The organism is Asaia sp. BMEF1, from assembly GCF_051628905.1.
GTDB lineage: Bacteria > Pseudomonadota > Alphaproteobacteria > Acetobacterales > Acetobacteraceae > Asaia.
The window spans coordinates 807,927-826,404 of sequence record NZ_CP157575.1 but is presented as its reverse complement, the minus strand read 5'-3'; the positions used below and the strand labels follow the sequence as shown (position 1 = coordinate 826,404).

The 18,478-nt window shown below is 61.8% G+C and carries 9 protein-coding genes; 5 read left to right on the top strand and 4 right to left on the bottom strand.

What is annotated here, in order from left to right:
* Positions 1-87 precede the first annotated feature (87 nt).
* From ABHV46_RS03555 to ABHV46_RS03535, 5 genes are all read left to right on the top strand, one after another.
* The gene (locus tag ABHV46_RS03555) at positions 88-1,548 is read left to right on the top strand and encodes an NAD(P)-dependent oxidoreductase (RefSeq protein WP_438382748.1); all 1,461 of its coding nucleotides are present in this window, start codon (positions 88-90) and stop codon (positions 1,546-1,548) included.
* Positions 1,549-1,553: 5 nt separating this feature from the next.
* The gene (gltB, locus tag ABHV46_RS03550) at positions 1,554-6,074 is read left to right on the top strand and encodes a glutamate synthase large subunit (RefSeq protein ID WP_438382746.1); all 4,521 of its coding nucleotides are present in this window, start codon (positions 1,554-1,556) and stop codon (positions 6,072-6,074) included.
* 202 nt (positions 6,075-6,276) lie between these two features.
* Complete coding sequence (locus ABHV46_RS03545; protein WP_438382744.1) at positions 6,277-7,197, top strand: Gfo/Idh/MocA family protein; 921 nt, start codon at positions 6,277-6,279, stop codon at positions 7,195-7,197.
* 173 nt (positions 7,198-7,370) lie between these two features.
* Complete coding sequence (locus ABHV46_RS03540; protein WP_438382742.1) at positions 7,371-12,362, top strand: alpha-2-macroglobulin family protein; 4,992 nt, start codon at positions 7,371-7,373, stop codon at positions 12,360-12,362.
* Positions 12,359-14,380: a transglycosylase domain-containing protein gene (locus tag ABHV46_RS03535; RefSeq protein ID WP_438382741.1), complete on the top strand. Its 2,022-nt coding sequence runs from the start codon at positions 12,359-12,361 to the stop codon at positions 14,378-14,380. The genes ABHV46_RS03540 and ABHV46_RS03535 overlap by 4 nt, the downstream gene beginning before the upstream one ends.
* Here ABHV46_RS03535 and ABHV46_RS03530 read toward each other — a convergent pair.
* From ABHV46_RS03530 to ABHV46_RS03515, 4 genes are read right to left on the bottom strand one after another with little or no spacing between them, the layout of a single operon-like run.
* Positions 14,291-15,361, bottom strand: coding sequence for a TolC family protein (locus tag ABHV46_RS03530; RefSeq protein ID WP_438384220.1), 1,071 nt, complete (start codon positions 15,359-15,361; stop codon positions 14,291-14,293). The two genes, ABHV46_RS03535 and ABHV46_RS03530, sit on opposite strands and share 90 nt — an antisense overlap.
* Positions 15,362-15,421: 60 nt before the next feature.
* Positions 15,422-15,784 (bottom strand): hypothetical protein, encoded by a 363-nt coding sequence (locus ABHV46_RS03525; RefSeq protein WP_438382740.1) that lies wholly within the window; start codon positions 15,782-15,784, stop codon positions 15,422-15,424.
* Positions 15,781-16,941: an HlyD family secretion protein gene (locus tag ABHV46_RS03520; protein WP_438382738.1), complete on the bottom strand. Its 1,161-nt coding sequence runs from the start codon at positions 16,939-16,941 to the stop codon at positions 15,781-15,783. The genes ABHV46_RS03525 and ABHV46_RS03520 overlap by 4 nt, the downstream gene beginning before the upstream one ends.
* Positions 16,938-18,392, bottom strand: coding sequence for a hypothetical protein (locus ABHV46_RS03515; RefSeq protein ID WP_438382737.1), 1,455 nt, complete (start codon positions 18,390-18,392; stop codon positions 16,938-16,940). The genes ABHV46_RS03520 and ABHV46_RS03515 overlap by 4 nt, the downstream gene beginning before the upstream one ends.
* Between the last annotated feature and the right edge of the window lie 86 nt (positions 18,393-18,478).

Sequence of the window (18,478 nt, the reverse complement as noted above, 5' to 3'; positions counted from 1 at the left end):
TTATCGCCCGTTTCGCCTTGTCTTACCTCTGCGTCATGTTTTCGAGAGGCGCTTGTCGCGCCTGCTCGCCCATGGGGAGAACGTGACGTGGCCGAACGGATGCTGCAGTTTGTCTCATTGCCGCAGGAGATGCCTGAGAAGCGTGCGGCCGCCGAACGACGTGAGGATTTCGGTGAAATTTACCGCGGCTTTGCGGTCGAGCGTGCCGAGCAGCAGGCGAGCCGCTGCTCGCAATGCGGTGTGCCTTTCTGCTCCGTGCATTGCCCACTCGGCAATAATATCCCCGACTGGCTGAAGCTCACCGCCGAGAACCGTCTGGAAGAGGCGTATCGCCTGTCTTCGGCGACCAATACCTTTCCCGAGATCTGCGGTCGCATCTGCCCGCAGGATCGTCTTTGCGAAGGCAATTGCGTCATCGAGAAGGATTTCGAAAGCGTCACCATCGGCGCAGTCGAGAAATTCATCACCGAGACCGCGTTTGAGAAGGGTTGGGTAAAGCCGCGCCAGCCGTCACAGGAGCGCCCCCAGAGCGTCGGTATCGTTGGCGCTGGCCCTGCTGGTCTGGCAGCGGCGGAATGGCTGCGCGCGCTGGGCTATCAGGTTCATGTTTATGACCGTCACGACCGCATCGGCGGATTGATGGTCTACGGCATCCCGAGCTTCAAGCTCGAAAAGCACGTCATTGCGCGCCGCCATGAGTTGCTCGAGGCGCAGGGTATCGTGTTCCATCTCTCCACGCCGATTGGCGGCGGTGCGGGTGAAACATCGTTCGAGAGCCTGCGCGAAAAGCATGACGCGGTTTTCCTCGGCACGGGCGTCTATCGTTCGCGCGAGGTTGCCGTGCCGGGCAGCGGTCTGGGCGGGGTGGTGCAGGCGCTCGACTTCCTCACGGCGTCTAACCGTCGCGGTTACGACGAAACGCCCGGTGACGACGCCGTTCTGCACGCCCGAGGCAAGCATGTGGTCGTCATCGGCGGCGGCGATACGGCCATGGATTGCGTACGCACCTCCATTCGTCAGGGCGCTGAGAAGGTGACCTGCCTCTATCGCCGCGATCGCGCCAATATGCCGGGCTCGGTTCAGGAAGTGAAAAACGCCGAGGAAGAAGGTGTCAATTTCGCTTGGCTCGCCGCGCCTGAGGCCTTTCTGGGCGATGGGACGGTCAATGGCGTGCGCGCTCATAAAATGCGCCTGAGCCTGCCCGATGCGTCGGGCCGCCAATCCGTCGAGGCGATGCCCGATAGCAGCTTCGTCATCCAGGCCGACCTCGTCATCAAGGCGCTCGGTTTCGATCCCGAAGATCTGCCGGGCGGGTGGAACGCGCCGGAACTGGCCGTCACCAAATGGGGCACGCTGAAAGTCACGCCGGGTCGCTTTGAGACCAGCGTGCCGGGCGTGTTTGCAGGCGGCGATATCGTGCGCGGTGCTTCCCTGGTGGTCTGGGCCATCCGTGACGGACGCGAAGCCGCCGCAGAAATGTACCAATTCCTCTCTGCAAAAGAGAACGCGACAGCAGATCAGGCCGCACGAATGGTGGCGGCGGAGTAAGGGCCATGACCGAGAAGAGCTATATCGAGTCCTATCAGGACAATGTTCGCGCCCTCGAAGGCCTTTACGACCCGACCATGGAGCGCGATGCCTGCGGCGTCGGTCTTGTGGCCGCTCTCGATGGCAAGCGCCGCCGCGACGTGGTGCTTGCCGGTATCGCTGCGCTGCGGGCGCTGTGGCATCGCGGTGCGGTCGATGCCGATGGCAAGACCGGTGACGGCGCAGGCATTCATGTCGAAATCCCGCAGGACTTCTTTGCGGAAGCCATCCATAGCGCGGGCGACGATCATATCGAGGGTCGCATCGCCGTTGGCATGATCTTCCTGCCCAAGACCGATCTGGCCTCGCAGGAAGAAGGTCGCGCCATTATCGAGAGCGAAATCCTCGATTTCGGTTACGGCATCTATGGCTGGCGTCAGGTGCCGATCGATACCGCCTGCATCGGCGAAAAGGCCAATGCAACGCGGCCCGAGATCGAGCAGATCATGGTGCGCAACCGGCTCAACCGGTCTGAGGCCGAGTTCGAGCGCGATCTTTACGTGATCCGTCGGCGCATCGAGAAGGCTGCCGAGAAAGCGCATGTCGATCTCTATGTCTGCTCGCTGTCCTGCCGCTCGCTTATCTACAAGGGCATGTTCCTTGCCGAGAATCTGACGGATTTCTATCCCGATCTGCTCGACGAGCGCTTCGTGTCGCGCTTTGCGATCTATCATCAGCGCTATTCGACCAATACCTTCCCGACCTGGAAGCTGGCCCAGCCTTTCCGCCGTCTGGCGCATAATGGCGAGATCAACACGCTTTCAGGCAATGTGAACTGGATGCGCAGCCACGAGACCCGTCTCGCGAATGCCGAACTCGACCCGTATATGAACGATCTCAAGCCTGTGGTTCAGGCTGCGGGGTCGGATACGGCGATGTTCGATAATGTGTTCGAGCTGCTCACCCATGCCGGTCGCGATGCCCCCATGGCCAAGACGCTGATGGTGCCCGCAAGCGCTGGTGGCAGCGCCTCCATGACGGACAAGCATCGCGCGCTGTTCTCCTACTGCAACGCGGTCATGGAGCCATGGGACGGACCGGCGGCCATCTGTGCCACTGACGGTCGTTGGGTTGTGGCCGGTCTCGATCGTGCCGGTCTGCGGCCGCTGCGCTACACCATCACGCAGGACGACCTGCTGATCGTCGGGTCCGAAGCGGGTATGGTGCGCGTGCAGGACGATAATACCCGTATGAAGGGGCGCCTCGGGCCGGGCGAGACGCTGGGTCTCGACCTGCAGGAGGCCAAGCTCTACGCGCCGCAGGAGCTGCTCGATCTTCTGGCCGAACGTCAGGATTTCCCTTCCTGGGTCAAGAATATCCGCAATATCAGTTCCGTTGTTCGTAGCGACGTGGCGGAGCCGGTGCTGTTCACCGCCGATCAGCTGCGCCGTCGCCAACTGGCCATGAGCCTGACCCATGAGGAGATGGAGACCATTCTCCACCCCATGGTCGAGACCTCGGCGGAAGCCATCGGGTCGATGGGTGATGATACGCCGCTTCAGGTGCTGTCGAGCACCTATCGCGGTCTGGCGCATTATTTCCGTCAGGGTTTCAGCCAGGTCACCAACCCGCCTATCGACTCGTTGCGCGAAATGAACGTGATGAGCCTCGTTACGCGTCTGGGTAATCTGGGCAATATTCTCGACCAGTCGCCCGAGCAATGCGATCTGCTGCAATTGCCGAGCCCTGTGCTCACCACCGGTGAGTTCGAGGCACTGCGCAATTTCTGCGGCAAGGACGGCGCCACGGTCGATTGCACCTTCCGTGCCGCCGATGGTGAAGCCGGGCTGCGCGATGCCATCGCCCGTATTCGCCATGAAGCCGAGGATTATGTGCGTGGCGGCTGCACCCATCTCTTCCTTTCCGATGAGGGGCAGAGCGAGGAACGTGTCGCGATCCCGATGATCCTTGCGACCGCAGCCGTGCATATCCACCTCGTGCGTCAGTCTCTGCGTACCTTCACCTCGCTCAATGTGCGTTCGTCCGATGTGATGGATGTGCATGGCATGGCGGTGACGGTCGGCGTGGGAGCCACGACCGTGAATCCGTATCTGGCGCAGGAATGCATCGCCGACCGCCTGCAGCGCGGGTTGTTTGGCGATCTTTCGCTGCGTGAGGCGGTTGAGCGTTATCGCAAGGCGCTCGATAAGGGCCTGCTGAAGATCATGTCGAAATCCGGCATTTCGATCGTCTCGGCCTATCGTGGCGGCTATAATTTCGAAGCCATCGGCCTGTCGCGCGCGCTCGTGGCGGAGTTCTTCCCCGGTATGCCTTCACGCATTTCCGGCATCGGCCTGCCGGGCTTGGCGCGCAACGCGCTCAAGGCCCATGAAACGGCTTATGCCGGTGGTGTCGATGCGCTGCCGATCGGCGGTCTCTACAAGCTGCGTCGCAAGGGAGAGGTGCATGCGTTCAGCGGTCAGCTGATCCATATGCTTCAGACCGCTGTTTCGACGGACAGCTTCTCGCTGTTCAAGCGCTATGCCGATGCCGTGCGTCGTCAGCCCCCGACAGCTCTGCGCGATTTGCTCGATTTCCGTCGTGTGCGTGAGTCGATCCCGGTCGAGGATGTCGAGAGCATCACTGCGATCCGCCGCCGCCTCGTGGCGCCGGGCATCTCGCTGGGGGCGCTCAGCCCCGAGGCGCATGAGACGCTCGCCATCGCCATGAACCGCATCGGCGCGAAGTCTGACTCGGGCGAGGGCGGTGAAGACGCGTCGCGCTTCACGCCGCGGGCGAATGGCGATAATGCCAGCTCGAAAATCAAGCAGGTGGCGTCGGGCCGTTTCGGCGTGACCGCCGAATATCTGAATAACTGCAGCGAGATCGAGATCAAGGTCGCTCAGGGAGCAAAGCCGGGCGAGGGCGGGCAGCTGCCCGGCTTCAAGGTTACGGAACTCATCGGCAAGCTGCGCCACGCCACGCCGGGCGTGACGCTGATCTCGCCGCCGCCGCATCACGACATCTACTCGATCGAGGATCTGGCGCAGCTCATCTACGACCTGAAGCAGATCAACCCGGAAGCGACCGTCACGGTCAAGCTGGTCGCCCGTACCGGCATCGGCACCATTGCCGCCGGTGTGGCCAAGGCCAAGGCCGACGCCATCATGATTTCGGGTCATTGCGGCGGCACGGGTGCCAGCCCGCAATCCTCGATCAAATATGCCGGTCTGCCGTGGGAAATGGGGCTGACCGAGGCCAATCAGGTGCTGACGCTCAACCGTCTGCGTCACCGCGTGACGCTGCGTACCGATGGCGGCCTCAAGACCGGGCGCGATGTGGTGATGGCCGCCATGCTGGGCGCCGAGGAATTCGGCATCGGCACGGCTGCACTTGTGGCCATGGGCTGCATCATGGTGCGCCAGTGCCATTCGAACACCTGCCCGGTAGGCGTGTGCGTGCAGGATGAAGCCCTGCGCGCCAAGTTCGAAGGCACGCCGGAGAAGGTCATCAATCTCTTCTCCTTCATCGCCGAAGACGTGCGTAATATCCTCGCCGAGCTTGGCTTCAGGAGCATGGAAGAGATAATCGGGCGCACCGATCTGCTGCGTCAGGTTTCGCGTGGCGCCGATTATCTCGACGATCTCGATCTGAACTCGCTTCTGGTTCAGGCCGATCCGGGGCCGGATGCGCGTTATTGCACCCGAGAGGGGCGCAATGAGGTGCCGGAAACGCTCGACGCGCAGGTCATTGCCGATGCGACACCGCTTTTCGATCATCGCGAGAAGCTGCATCTGCACTACACGGTGCAGAATACACATCGCGCCATCGGCACACGTGTCTCATCGCTGATCACGCGCAAATTCGGCATGAAGACCCTGCCTGAAGGCCATCTGACCCTGCGTCTGCGTGGTTCTGCCGGTCAGTCTCTCGGTGCCTTCGCCGTGCAGGGGCTCAAGCTCGACGTGGTGGGTGACGCCAATGACTATGTCGGCAAGGGGTTGTCTGGCGGCACCATCGTGGTGCGTCCGTCGCCGACGGCGCCCTGGCGTTCGGAAGAAAACGCCATCATCGGCAACACCGTGCTTTACGGTGCGACGGCGGGCACGCTTTTTGCTGCCGGTCAGGCCGGTGAGCGCTTTGCGGTGCGTAACTCCGGTGCGACGGCAGTGGTCGAGGGTTGCGGCTCGAATGGCTGCGAATACATGACCGGCGGCACGATCGTGATCCTGGGTGAGATCGGCGATAATTTCGGTGCGGGCTTTACTGGCGGCATGGCCTTCGTGCTCGACAAGAAAGAGGCCTTCGAAGCGCGCGTGAACCCCGAGACCCTGCTCTGGGGCCGTGTGGAAGCCGGTAGCGCATGGGAAGAAACGCTGCGCTCTCTCGTGCAGCGCCATGCCGATGAGACCGGCAGCGCCTATGCGGCCGAGCTGCTGCATCGCTGGGATCGTGTTCTGCCGCATTTCTGGCAGGTCGTGCCACGCGATTATGCCCGTATCATAGGTTACGAAGTACCGCAGGAGGTGCAGGCGCTCTCAGCCTGATATCCTGGCGCGATTGCGAGAAAGGCCGGTATCGAACGATACCGGCTTTTTTTGCGCGTTGCGTGCGCTCAGGACGGATCGATAATCGTTTACCCATGAATTGGGTTCATTTCCTTATTATCCATATCCCAACATCTCGGGTTAGGGTCACCCCCTCGCTCCGGTGATGGTCATGGCGGAGGCGATCGGGAATGAAGCGCGGATGATCCGTATAGCCGTTATCGGGATCGGGCAGATCGCCCGGCAGCAGCATCTTCCCGTCCTCGAAAACGACCCCGATTTCCAGGTCGTGGCAGCCGTGTCACCAGTACCGGTTGCGCTGGATGTGCCGGTTTTTTCGTCTCTCGCCGAACTCAGGCAGAGCCGTCTTGCGCTCGATGCCGTGGCGCTCTGCACCCCGCCCGATCTCCGCTATGCTCTGGCTAGAGAGGCCCTGACTGCGGGGTGGCATGTCTTGCTTGAAAAACCACCGACTCTCACCCGTTCTCAGGCGGGCTCATTATCTCGACTGGCTGGAGAGCGCGGGCTGACGCTCTTTGCAGCCTGGCATTCGATCTACGCGCCCGCGGTATCCGTGCTGCGGGATATCCTGCCTGCGCTGGCGGTCGAGCGCGTGACGATTGCGTGGAAAGAGAATGCAGAGAAATGGCATCCCGGTGCCGACTGGCTGTGGCGCGCCGGGGCGCTCGGCGTTTTCGATGCCGGGATCAATGCGCTTTCCATACTCTGCGCGCTATCGACCGAGGCCCTTCTCTACGATACGGCCCTGTTGTCTTTCTATCGCGATCAGCAGGCGCCCTCTCAGGTCAAACTGGCAATGCGTGGCAGCGAGACCGACCTGCCTGTGACGGCAGAGTTCGACTGGAGGCATGAAGCGGCGAGCGAGGTATGGGAAATCGTCTGGCATGCGAAAAAAGGCGAAACCGTCAGTCTTTCCGAAGGGGGCGCGCGGCTCCGTATCGGTTCACGCGAGATCTCGCTTTCGCAGACGGGCGAATATGCCGGGGTCTATCGTCATTTTGCCACTCTGATCCGGGAGGGACGATCCTCACTCGATCTGCGCGCGCTCGATATAGTGACCGATGCTCTGGCGTTCGGTGTGAGGCAAAAAGCAGGTCAGTGATTACGGACAAAATGAAACTATTATGGGATTTATTTGTCTTTTTTATTTCAAATCATCAAATAACTATCACATCCATGGGTATGAGGCCGGAAAGCATGATGGGGGAGACTTGCCGGGTTCCTGAATGATTGTCATCAAGAAGGGACGGTATTTCGCGGTCCTGGATGAAATTGATGAAAAAATCGGCGCAGAAACGATCCCTTGGCGTAGTCGCTGTCGGCCTGCCTCTCGCCGCAATACTGCTTTGCAGTGCTGCGGCTCTGGCGGACCCGATGCAATTCCGGCGCACTCTGCTCAATACAGGCGGCAAAACCCCCGAATTCTGCCTGCGTTTCGCCAAGGCGCTCGATAGCCAGGCCGGTCCGCAATATGCGGACCACCTTCAGATCACGCCGAGTTTGCGCCCCGATATCAGGGTAAGCGATCATGATCTTTGCCTCGGAGGACTGGCCTGGAGCACGCGTTACAAGATCACGCTCAGCAGTGGCGTTCATGATGCGCAGGGCCGTGTACTGGCTGAACCCGTTTCTGTTACCATGGCGACTGGCGATCGCACGCCGAGTCTGAGCCTGGCGGGTGAAGGGTTCATCCTGCCGCGTCGCAGCGCTGCGGGGCTCGACGTTCAGACCGTGAACATGGAACGCGTTCGTCTGAGTGTCTGGCGCCTCTCGCCGAATGCGACGCAGAGCATGACTGCCGAAGAGGCCTATCCACGGGTCGATACGAGTCAGACTTCGCTCGAAACCTATGAATTCGAAAGACTGCGCAGCACGCGTCTTTCGCAGGTGTGGTCGGGCACGCTGGAGACGCAAGGCGCGCGTAATGCGGGCGTTGTAACGGCCTTTCCCATTGCGAAACTGATCGAGGGCCAGAAGCCCGGTCTTTATCTCGTAACGGCAGAAAATGCCCGCACGCCGAAGAACGACAGCCGTATTGCCGCCCCACTGCAGAAAGCATCGAACGGTTCGGACGATTATGACGATTACAGCCAGCAGATAGCCGCCCACTGGGTGAATGTGAGCGACACGGCGCTGACAACAATGCGTGGCAGTGACGGGCTGCATGTCTATGCGCGCGCCTTGTCGACCGCGCTTCCTCTCAAGGGGGTTTCGGTGCGGCTCGTGTCGCAGGGTGGCGATGACCTCGGTAAGGCCGTGAGCGATGGCGAAGGGCAGGTCGTCTTTGCTGCCGGGTTGATCAGGGGGAAGGGGGCCGATCAGCCCGTTTCGCTCCTGGCAACAAGCCCGAATGGTGATCTCACCACCGTCTCCCTTACGCAGGCCTGGTTCGATTTCTCCGATCGCGGGGCGGAGGGCCATGAGGCGCCGGGCGCCCAGCAGGCGGTCATTGTGACCGATCGCGGTATCTATCGCCCCGGCGAAAGCGTGAATACGACCATCCTTTTGCGCGATCCGCAGGGCAAGGCGCTCAGCACCTTGCCGCTTACGGTCATTCTGCGACGCCCCGATGGCGTGAAAGCGCAGACCCTCATCATCAAACCGCAGGAGGATGGGGGATTCCTCAACAAATTCGCCCTCTCACCGAGTGCGGCTTCAGGAAGCTGGTTGATCGAGGCTTATGTCGATCCAACCTCGCCGCCCATCGGTCGCGCCTCCGTGCTCGTGCAGGATTTTGTGCCGCAGACCATCGCTGTGGAGGCGAAATCAGGCAAGGACGCCCTGACCGAGGGAGAGAAACTCTCCATCGCGCTAGAGGGACGGTATCTATATGGCGCGCCCGCCGCGCATCTGCATGGCGAAGGTCTGATTCGCATCCTCCGCGACGAAGAGCCCGTGCCGGGGCTGAAAGATTTTGTATTCGGCCTTGCTACCCAGAATTTCAGCCCCGATCAGCAATCCGTGGCGGTGCCTGACACAGATGAAGCAGGGCACTCGACAATCGAGATCGCGCCTGACCTGCCTCAGGGGCTGACCCTGCCGCTAAAGGCCGAAGTCAAGCTGAGCCTTTTCGATCCTTCTGGCCGCAGCGTGAGTAAAACGCTTTCTCTGCCGATCCGACGCCATCGCCCGATGATCGGGCTGCGTGTCATCACCCCGCCCATGGGCAGCGACAATGCCACCCAACCAGTGCCGGTCGATGTCATAGCGCTCAACCCCGATAACAAACCTATGGCCTCGCGTAGTCTGACCTGGACCCTCGTACGCGAAAACGAGACCTATGACTGGATCTCGGAAGCGCGTGGCTGGCATTTTGTCCGCCATGTGATCGATGAGCCGCTCCAGCATGGTACGGTGACGACCGATGCACAGGGCAGGGCGCATTTCGCCCCCGAGCTGGATAGCGGTCGTTATCGCATGATCCTGACTGACCCCGAGACGAACGCAGCGAGTTCGCAGCGTTTCACTTCGGGATGGTGGTCCGACAGCAGCGAAAAGCCGAACGCTCCCGACCGGCTGAGCCTGTCGGTGCGTGACAAGGTGCTGCCGGTCGGCGGGCAGACGATCGTTCATGTAGAGGCGCCATTTGCCGGTGAAGCGCAGATCGTCATTGCGACCGACAAGGTACAGAGCGCCAGAACGGTGATCCTGCCCAAAAACGGGCTCGATATTCCGGTAAAGGCGCAGGCTGACTGGCCGGGTGGCGCCTATGTGCTGGTCACGGCGTTTCGCCCGCTCGACACACCCGCTCGCGCGCATGAGCCTTCGCGCGCGGTGGGACTCGCCTATATCGGTCTCGATCAGTCCGCCCATCGCCTGAAGCTGGCGGTCGAGACACCGAAGGTCATTCGGCCGCAGGCAAAAATCACGCTGCCTCTGACCGTTCAGGGCGGCAAGCATGTGCATCTAGTTGTTTCTGCTGTCGATCAGGGCATTCTCGCCCTGACGCAATGGAAGCTGCCCGATGTGTTCGATCTGGTTTATGGGCGACGGGCCTTCGCGCTCGATGTGAAAGACAGCTACGTCCATCTGATGACCCCAGTCGGCCAGGCGGGTCTGTTGCGCGAAGGAGGTGACGAAGGCGGCGATGGTGGCGGGCTTTCGGTTACCTCGACCCGTATCGTCTCACTCTTTTCAGGCATCATCACTCCCGACGAAAACGGTCACGCCAGTGTGCCGCTCGATGTGCCCGATTTCGAGGGCACGCTGCATCTGATGGTCACGGCGTGGTCCGACGATGCGCTCGGTTCGGCAGAGTCGGATATGCTCGTTCGCGACCCGGTTTTTGCCGATGTGACCTTGCCGCGCTTTCTCGCCCCGGGCGATGTCGCCACCAGTCTCGTATCAATGGTCAATACCGAAGGGGCAGCGGGCCATTATGCCGTGGCCCTGAGCGGGAGCGGGCCGATCCATCTTACCGGATCGGCGAAATTCGATGCCGATCTGCAAAAGGGCGCTCGCCAGTCCTTCCCCACCACCATACAGGCCGGTGAGTCGGGCATTGCGCATCTGACCGCAAGACTTTCAGACAAGCAGGGTCGCGTGATGCTAACGCGCAGCTGGGATCTGCAGGTTCGACCGGGCCATCTGCCGATCACGCAATCGAGCGAGCAGAAGCAGGATCCGGGCCAGAGCTATCAGGCCTCGGCCTCTCTGCTTGCGCCTTTCGAGCCGGGAAGCTCGGCGGTCACGCTCGGCTATTCCGGCGTGCACGGGCTCAACACTATTGCGCTGCTTCAGAATCTCGAAGCGGGTTATGGCAACGACACGACCAGTCTTGCGGCTTCTGCGCGTGGATTGCTTGCTTTCAAGGGGCATGACGCGCTGGCCCGTCTCACCGTGCCTGAAGGCGCTCAGAAGCGGATCGAAACCGCCATTGCCATGCTGATCGATCGTGAAGATGCCGGAGGGCGTTTCGGCTCGTGGCGTCTGAACGACGGGCGACTGCTCCCCTGGGAGCAGATCTATGTCGTCGACTTTCTGACGCGTGCCAAAGAGGCGGGTTATGCTGTCCCACAGGACTCTCTCGATCATGCACTCGACTGGCTTGTGACGTCGCAGGCGCAGAGCCCAGGCATCGAGGACCGTCATGAAGATCGTTCCGAAAATGCCGTCACGCCCGAGACGAGGGCTTACGCGCTTTATGTTCTGGCGCGCGCGGGACGCCTCGATACGCCGACCCTGCGGGCTCTGGGCGACAGTGCCACCTCACGTGCCGTTGGCGGCGTACAGCGTATCGTTTGGGGTAACAGCGCCAGCGACGCCACTTTTGCCGATGCGCTGGCGCTGGGTCATCTGGCGGGCGGCCTCGCTCTGGGTAATGAGCGCCAGATGAGCAATACCCTGTTCGGCCTGGCCGTAAATTCGCTCGGGTCGGCGCGTTCGGGGCGTCCCACGCTTTTCGATCCGTATTACTGGATCTATCTGCGCGATCTGGGCGGGCTGGTCTCGTTGGCGGCAGAGAGCGGCAATAACGGCCTGGCGCAGAAACTCACGGATCGCTTCGGCTTGCTCGACGTGCCTGTCTCGTGGATCAGCAACGCAACAACCACCTCGCTGCTTGAGGCGGCGGCGGCGATGAACAAGCCTGATCCCGCGCGCGGTATCGCGGTCAACGGGGTCGAACAGGCACGACCGATCGGCCTGCCATTCGTTCTCAGCCCCGATGCTCGCAAGCTCGACGGCACCAAACTCACTAATACCGGCACGGTGCCGCTCTGGATGACGGTCACGATCACGGGCACGCCCAAGGAGGCCCCCGCGCCTATCACCGACGGTTTCACGGTCAGGGTTTCGACCGTGACGCTGGACGGCACGCCCTACGACCCGGCCAAGGGCAGGCAGAATGACCGCTTCATGGTGGTGATCGAGGGGGAATCCCAGGACCGTAATCCGCATCACTGCGCCCTGACCCAGTTGCTGCCTGCTGGCTGGGAAATCGAGAGCATCGTTCGTGGCCGGGAAGAAGACAGCGATTCGGACGCGCCCGCCCCGAAGGCCGGACCGTCTTTCCTGGGCGAGACCACCCAGGCCAATGCCGTCGCCCTCAAGGATGATCGCTTTTTCGCAGCCTTCAATCTGAGGGGCGGCACATACAGCCCGTCTTCGCCTCGTATTCTGGGCAGCAATGCGTTCAGGCTTGCCTATATCGTGCGCGCCGTAACGCCGGGGCAGTTTCTGCTGCCGGAAACGCTGGTGCGTGACCGTTTCAACCCGGGTCAGATGGGGCGCAATGCGGCCAGCCGGATCGTCATCGCCCCGCGATGAGCGCTTCGACCCTACAGACGCGCGCGCGCCGCAAGCGGTTATGGCGGCACGGGCTGGGCGGCATATCGCTCGCGGCGCTCTGTCTTGTCGGCGGTCTCTGGGCCGCCGATCGATTGTTCCCGCCCGATATGAAGCGGGCGAATCAGCAGGCGCTTCTCATGCAGGATATGCGGGGCGAGTTGCTCGACGGGCGTGTAAGCCCGGATGGCGCATGGCGTTTTGAAACGCGGCGAGAGGCGGTCGATCCACGCTATCTCGCTCTGTTATTGCAGGTGGAGGACCGACGTTTCTGGATCCATCCCGGTGTCGATCCGCTTTCGCTGCTGCGCGCCGGTTTTCAGCTCGCAACGCGTGGCCATATCGTTTCCGGCGGCTCGACGCTCGCCATGCAGACGGCGCGTCTGCTCACCCCGCATCGGCATAGTCTGCGCGGCAAGGTCTTCGACATGCTGCGCGGCGCCCAGCTCGAATGGCGTTATGGAAGACGTGGGGTGCTCGACCTCTACCTCACCCTCGCACCGGAGAGCCGCAATATCGAGGGGATCAGATCGGCATCGCTGCTCTGGTTCGGTCATGAGCCGCTTCATCTGAGTGCCGAGGAATCTGCCCTAATGATCGTCATGGCGCGTCATCCGCAGAGCTTGCGCCCTGACAGGCATCCGCTCGCCGCGCGCGCGCAGGTGGCCCGGCTTCTGGCAGCACAGCCTGCCGAGGGATGGCTGCGCCGTGGGTCCATGCCCTATGTTTTGCATAGCGGTCATCTCGTACATGAGGCGCCGGGGCCGCTCACCTGGCAGTGGCGCAAGGGAATGCGTGGCGTGGCTCGGACGTCGATAGACCGTCGCCTCCAGGCCAGTCTTGCGGGCATCCTGCACGACACGCCGCCGCCCTCCGGCGGAACCTGGGCCGCCCTGGTGGCCCGGCGCGATGGCAGTATCGCAGCCTGGCAGGGCAATGCGGGTAATGGCTGCTCCGGCTGCGCAGCAGACATGATTACCGCCTGGCGCTCGCCCGGCTCGGCACTGAAACCGGCCATTTATGGCATGGCGTTTCAGCTCGGCCTTCTGGCGCCCGATACGGTCATCCAGGATCGGGCCAGTCATTTCGGGGGCTACGCGCCACGTAATTACGACCGTATCTTTCATGGCACCACGACGGTGCGGACGGCCTTGCAGCGATCGTATAATCTGCCTGCCGTGCGCGCGCTGGACATGATCGGCGCCGGTTATTTCGCAGGCACACTCGACGCAGCAGGTATCGCGCTCAAACTGCCGCCCAATACATCGCCTAGCCTTGCGCTCGCGCTTGGCGGCGTTGGGATTACGCCGCTCGATCTGGGCAGGCTTTATGTCGCCCTTGCCAATGAGGGGATCTCGCGCCCGCTCAGCCTTGACTGGCCCGTAGAGCCTGCACCGGGTACACGGTTGATCGGCGCGCGGGCAAGCCGACAGATCCTGTCGATTCTGGGTGGCTCGCCCTTGCCCAAGGGGCGCGTCGAGACGGTCGAGGGGCGAGTAGCCTTCAAGACCGGCACCTCCTATGGCCAGCGCGATGCCTGGGCGGCGGGGCTGCGTGGCGATTGGGCCGTGGTGGTCTGGGCGGGGCGTCCCGATGGCACGGCAGTGCCCGGCATCACGGGGCTCGGCACGTCGGCGCCGGTGCTCATGCATGTATTCGATATCCTGCCCGAGAGCGGCGCTTTGCCGACCGAAATGCCGCCGGCTCAGGCAATGCTCTCTCCGGCTTTGCAAAAGCTCAGTGAAAAACGCGGCCCCCAGATCGTGCAGCCAGTAAATAACGGCAGGGTGGAGTGCTTCGCCGAAGACGGGCACGTCACGCCGCTCGGCCTGGTGGCAAGCGGCGGTGTCGAACCCTATCGCTGGCTGGTCAATGGCGTGCCGCTTGATACGCCGACCGGTATTACCCCGTCATGGACGCCCGACGGACCCGGCTTTGCACATATCGCGCTCGTCGATGCGACCGGGGCTGGAAGTGCCGTCGATATCCGCGTGCAATAGGGCCTGATCCTTGCTGGCAAGGGCAGTATAGCCTCCACCGATGGCCTGATAGAGCGTCGCGAGTTCGGCCAGGCGGGAGGCCCTGATCTGCACCGTTTGCAGCTCGGCAGAAAGCGCGGCACTCTCGGCATTCGCGACGTCGAAATAATTGACGTAGCCTGTGCCCAGCTCCTTGCGTGCGTCGTCGAGCGTGTGTTGCTTGCTGATCAGGCTGCGTTTGAGGCTGACCTCTTGTGCGGCGAGCTGGCAGGTGCCCGATAGTGCATCCTGAACTTCGCGAAAGGCCTGCACTGCGGTCTTGCGGTAGGTCCAGGCAGCCTGGTTGCGCTGCGATACGGCGACGCTTTCCCGCGCGCGCAGGGCGCCCCCCTCGAAAATCGGCGCGAGAAGGCTGCCGCCCAGCGCCCAGACCGTGCCGGAGATCGGCCCCGACCCGCCTGCCGTACCGATCCCGGGATTGATCGTGATGTCAGGCAGGAAAGCGGCCCTTGCCGATTTGAGGCTGTGATCTGCCGCCACGATCTGGTCGGCGGCAGAGATCAGATCGGGCCTGTTCGACAATAGCCGCGCCGGAACGGGGGCGATCACGGGTGGCAGGCGCAGCGCCTCTAGTGGCAGCCCCGCCGTCATGTCGGTAATCTGATCGCCGGGCAGATCGCCAAGCAACACGCTCAGCGCATCTTCCTGCTGGGCGATCTGCAACCGTGTCGAGGCGATCTGTGCCTCTGCATCGCTTACAAGCGCGTCGGCCTGATCGAGCACGCTGATCTTTTCATAACCGGCCTTGAGCTGATGGCTCACGCGCGTCTGCTCGGCCTCGCGCACGGTCAGATTGCGCTCCAGTATGACCAGCGCGCTGCGTGACGCCTTAAGCGAGACATAGGCGCGCACCGTATCGCCAATCAAGGCGAGCCTGATCGTCTCGCGATCTGCCTCGCTCGACAGGGTCTGTACACGCGCCGCACGCGTCTGTTCGCGCAGCTTGCCGAAAAGGTCGAAATCGAAGGTCAGACCGCCACCCAGAATATACTGGCTGAAATTCTACCCGATCAGATGACCGTTGCCGACACCGAGGCCCTGACCGTCGATATGGGGCAACTGGGCGCTGAGGGCGAGGCGCATCTGCCCGCGCGCTTGCAGCACGCGCTCTGCCGCAAGGGCGAGGTCCGGGTTGTTTGCAAGCGCATGAGAGACAAGCGTTACCAGTACAGGGTCGCCGAACTGGCTCCACCATTGCGGGTCGAGCGTCGTTGCGGTCTGCGCGGGATCGCCCCGGCGCCATGCGGTGGGCGCAGTCACGGCAGAGCCTTTGGGCAGGACGAAATCGCCCTCCTGACAGGCGCTCAAAATGAGGGGGAGAGCTGCAAGCCCCGCCTGAAGCGAAGCGCGTTGACGAACGCTCACGGCGTGGCGTCTCTCGATTGGGCGTGGTCATGGCTTTGCCCGGTCGGCGTTGCCACATAGCTCTCTACCGACATGCCGGGGGCCAGACGCTCGGCATTGGGCTGATTGGGGTCGAAAGAAATATAAATGCCGATGCGTTGGGGAATCTTCACAAAATTGCCGGTGGCATTGTCAGGCTTCACAACGGCGAATTCAGAGCCCGTGGCCGGAGCGATACGAAAGACGTGTCCGCCGAATTTCTGACCGTTGAGCCCGTCGACCGTGAAGGAGGCGGACTGACCGACCCGGATATTGCCGGTCTGGGCCTCCTTATATTCCGCAATGACCCAGCGCTCGTTCGGCACGAGTGAAAACAGGGCGGTACCTGCGCCGACATAGGCGCCTATATGTGTGCCGCCCGTGCGACCGATTACCCCGTCGCTCGCCGCCCGGATTCGGGTGCGGTTGAGGTCGATCTGTGCCGAGAGAAGGCTGGCCTCGGCCTGGCGTACATCGGCGCTCAGGACCTTCTCCTGCACATCTGCCGATTTCACATCCGCTTCGGCAGCGCGTACGTCGGCAAGGGCCTGACGGAGCGAGGCTTCGTCGGAATGCCAGCTATCGAGACCGGCATCGTATTCCTTCTGTGAGACGCTCTGGTCGCCGACAAGAGCGGCCTGACGCCTGTGATCGGCACTGCTATGCGTCAGATGAGCGCGGGCGGTCATCGACGCGGCCTGACGCAGGTCCAGTCTGGCACGGGCAGAGGCCTGGTTCTGCTTGTTGTTGATCAAAGCGGCCTGCTTGCTGCCAAGATCGGCTTGTGCCTGTGCAACACGCGCCTTGTAGGTGCTCTCGTCAATCTGAACCAGAAGCTGACCCTTGTGCACCATTGCATAATCGGTGACGAAAACGCCCTCGATATAACCCGGCACCTCAGGTGCAACGATGGTGACATGCCCTTGCACATAGGCATCATCGGTTCGTACCCCCTGCTCACCGAAAGGCGCCAGATCGAACGCTGCCAGAATGCAGGCGATGACGACGACGGCCAGAAAGGCCACGAGCGTCAACACGAGCAGACTTCGCCTTGGGGGGTGCCATACCGGAGGTGGCGCGGCAGGCGTAGCTGTCTCGTTGCCGGGCGCGGCAGCAGAGGAAGGGGGCGTTTGGGTCATGTCAGATGTTTTGCCGAAATCTCGAGGAGACGTTTGCAAATCAGAACGAGCGTGATCAGGGCTATCGCAGTCAGCGCAAGAACACTCACGAAGCCGAAGACATTCAGATATCCCATAACGGCCGACTGGTCGGAGAGCGATCTGGAGACCGATGAGAGACCCTGCTGGGCCGATGCAAGCGAAAGCGAGGCAGTATCGGCCATTCGAGACGCGAACCCGACCATGGCGTAATTCTGATAGTAGTACTGGATACTGCCCAGAAGCGCGGCGCCTGTTGCGCTGCCAATGCTCTGCGTGATTGCGAAGACATAGATCGTCGATACGAAATGGCTGGTATCCGTTTTCAGGACCAGGATAATTCCATATAGAAGAGCGGGCCCGACAAAGAGCGTGGTGCCGAAGCCGAGCAGCGTCTGAGAGACATAGACGTCGCTCGGACGGGTCAGCCCATTACTGCCAGAGTCCAGCCAGGATGCGAGGGCGATGGCAAGAAGAGCCACGACGCATTGCACAGGAATGAGCCTAGGAGAAAGCGTGACCGCCATGAGTGTCGTGCCCGCGACCATGCCCATGATCACGAACAGATAGAGCGCGTGGTACTGGTCGTTGATCAGACCGGCATGAGAAAACAGGCCGATCACGCCCGTGCTCTGTTCTGAGAGCAGCAGACGTTCCATGATCGCGACAAGCCCGAAACGCAAAATGGTGCCTTTGCTCAGCCAGTCGATCTGCAGCAATGGGCGTTTGCGACAGAATTCGACAGCGAAGGCTGCGGTGCCGAAAACGACCAGCCCGACGAGAAGCCATCCTATCCAGGGTGTGTCGGTCCACCACATGGTGCGACCCAGCGCCAGAACGCTTGTCAGGCAGATCGAGACGCCAAGCAGTAAGACGGCCGATAAGGCATCGAGAGGCTCGAAGACCTTCGCAGTATTTGTGGTGGGCAGCGGGAGAAGAAGGACGAATGTGAGCTGAAGCGCGCCCAGAGCCGTGGCGAGGCATGCGAAACCGAAATTTCCCGAGATCGTCAGGGTCTCGACGGGGATGAGTGATGCCAGCGGCGTGGCCAGTTGCAGGCAGCCTATGGCTATGGAGATTGCCTTGACACGATGCGTCTTCGGCAGGGCCTGTATGAGGTAGTAAACCCCGGCTGCCACATTGGTCGATACCATGAGGCCATTGCTGACGCGATTGATCATGAGCGTCGTGAAACACGGCAAACAGACGAGCAGCACCCCGGTCGCAATATTGACGCCAAGCAGGGTCGTGAGGAAGAACATGATGCCGTATTGCTGACGGCCCTTGATGACCACGAGATTGGCAAAGGCTGCGGCCGCTATGAAGCCCGCGACGAGCCAGGTTGCCTCTGCCGTGCTCAAACCCGCTTCGCCCGCGGCGCTCGCGAGATTACCCGAAAAAAGCGCGTTTTGCGTCGAGGCGGTGATCGGCATGAACACCCCCATCAGGGCGTATAGGATCCGCCGCCACATCGGATGATGCGTAATGAACGGAGCTCCCAGGAGAGGGGGACGCTCCA

Coding starts and splice junctions, on each gene's coding strand:
- gltB (WP_438382746.1), top strand. CDS start 1,554: ATGACCGAGAAGAGCTATATCGAGTCCTATCAGGACAATGTTCGCGCC.
- ABHV46_RS03545 (WP_438382744.1), top strand. CDS start 6,277: ATGATCCGTATAGCCGTTATCGGGATCGGGCAGATCGCCCGGCAGCAG.
- ABHV46_RS03540 (WP_438382742.1), top strand. CDS start 7,371: ATGAAAAAATCGGCGCAGAAACGATCCCTTGGCGTAGTCGCTGTCGGC.
- ABHV46_RS03535 (WP_438382741.1), top strand. CDS start 12,359: ATGAGCGCTTCGACCCTACAGACGCGCGCGCGCCGCAAGCGGTTATGG.
- ABHV46_RS03520 (WP_438382738.1), bottom strand. CDS start 16,941: ATGACCCAAACGCCCCCTTCCTCTGCTGCCGCGCCCGGCAACGAGACA.
- ABHV46_RS03515 (WP_438382737.1), bottom strand. CDS start 18,392: ATGCCGATCACCGCCTCGACGCAAAACGCGCTTTTTTCGGGTAATCTC.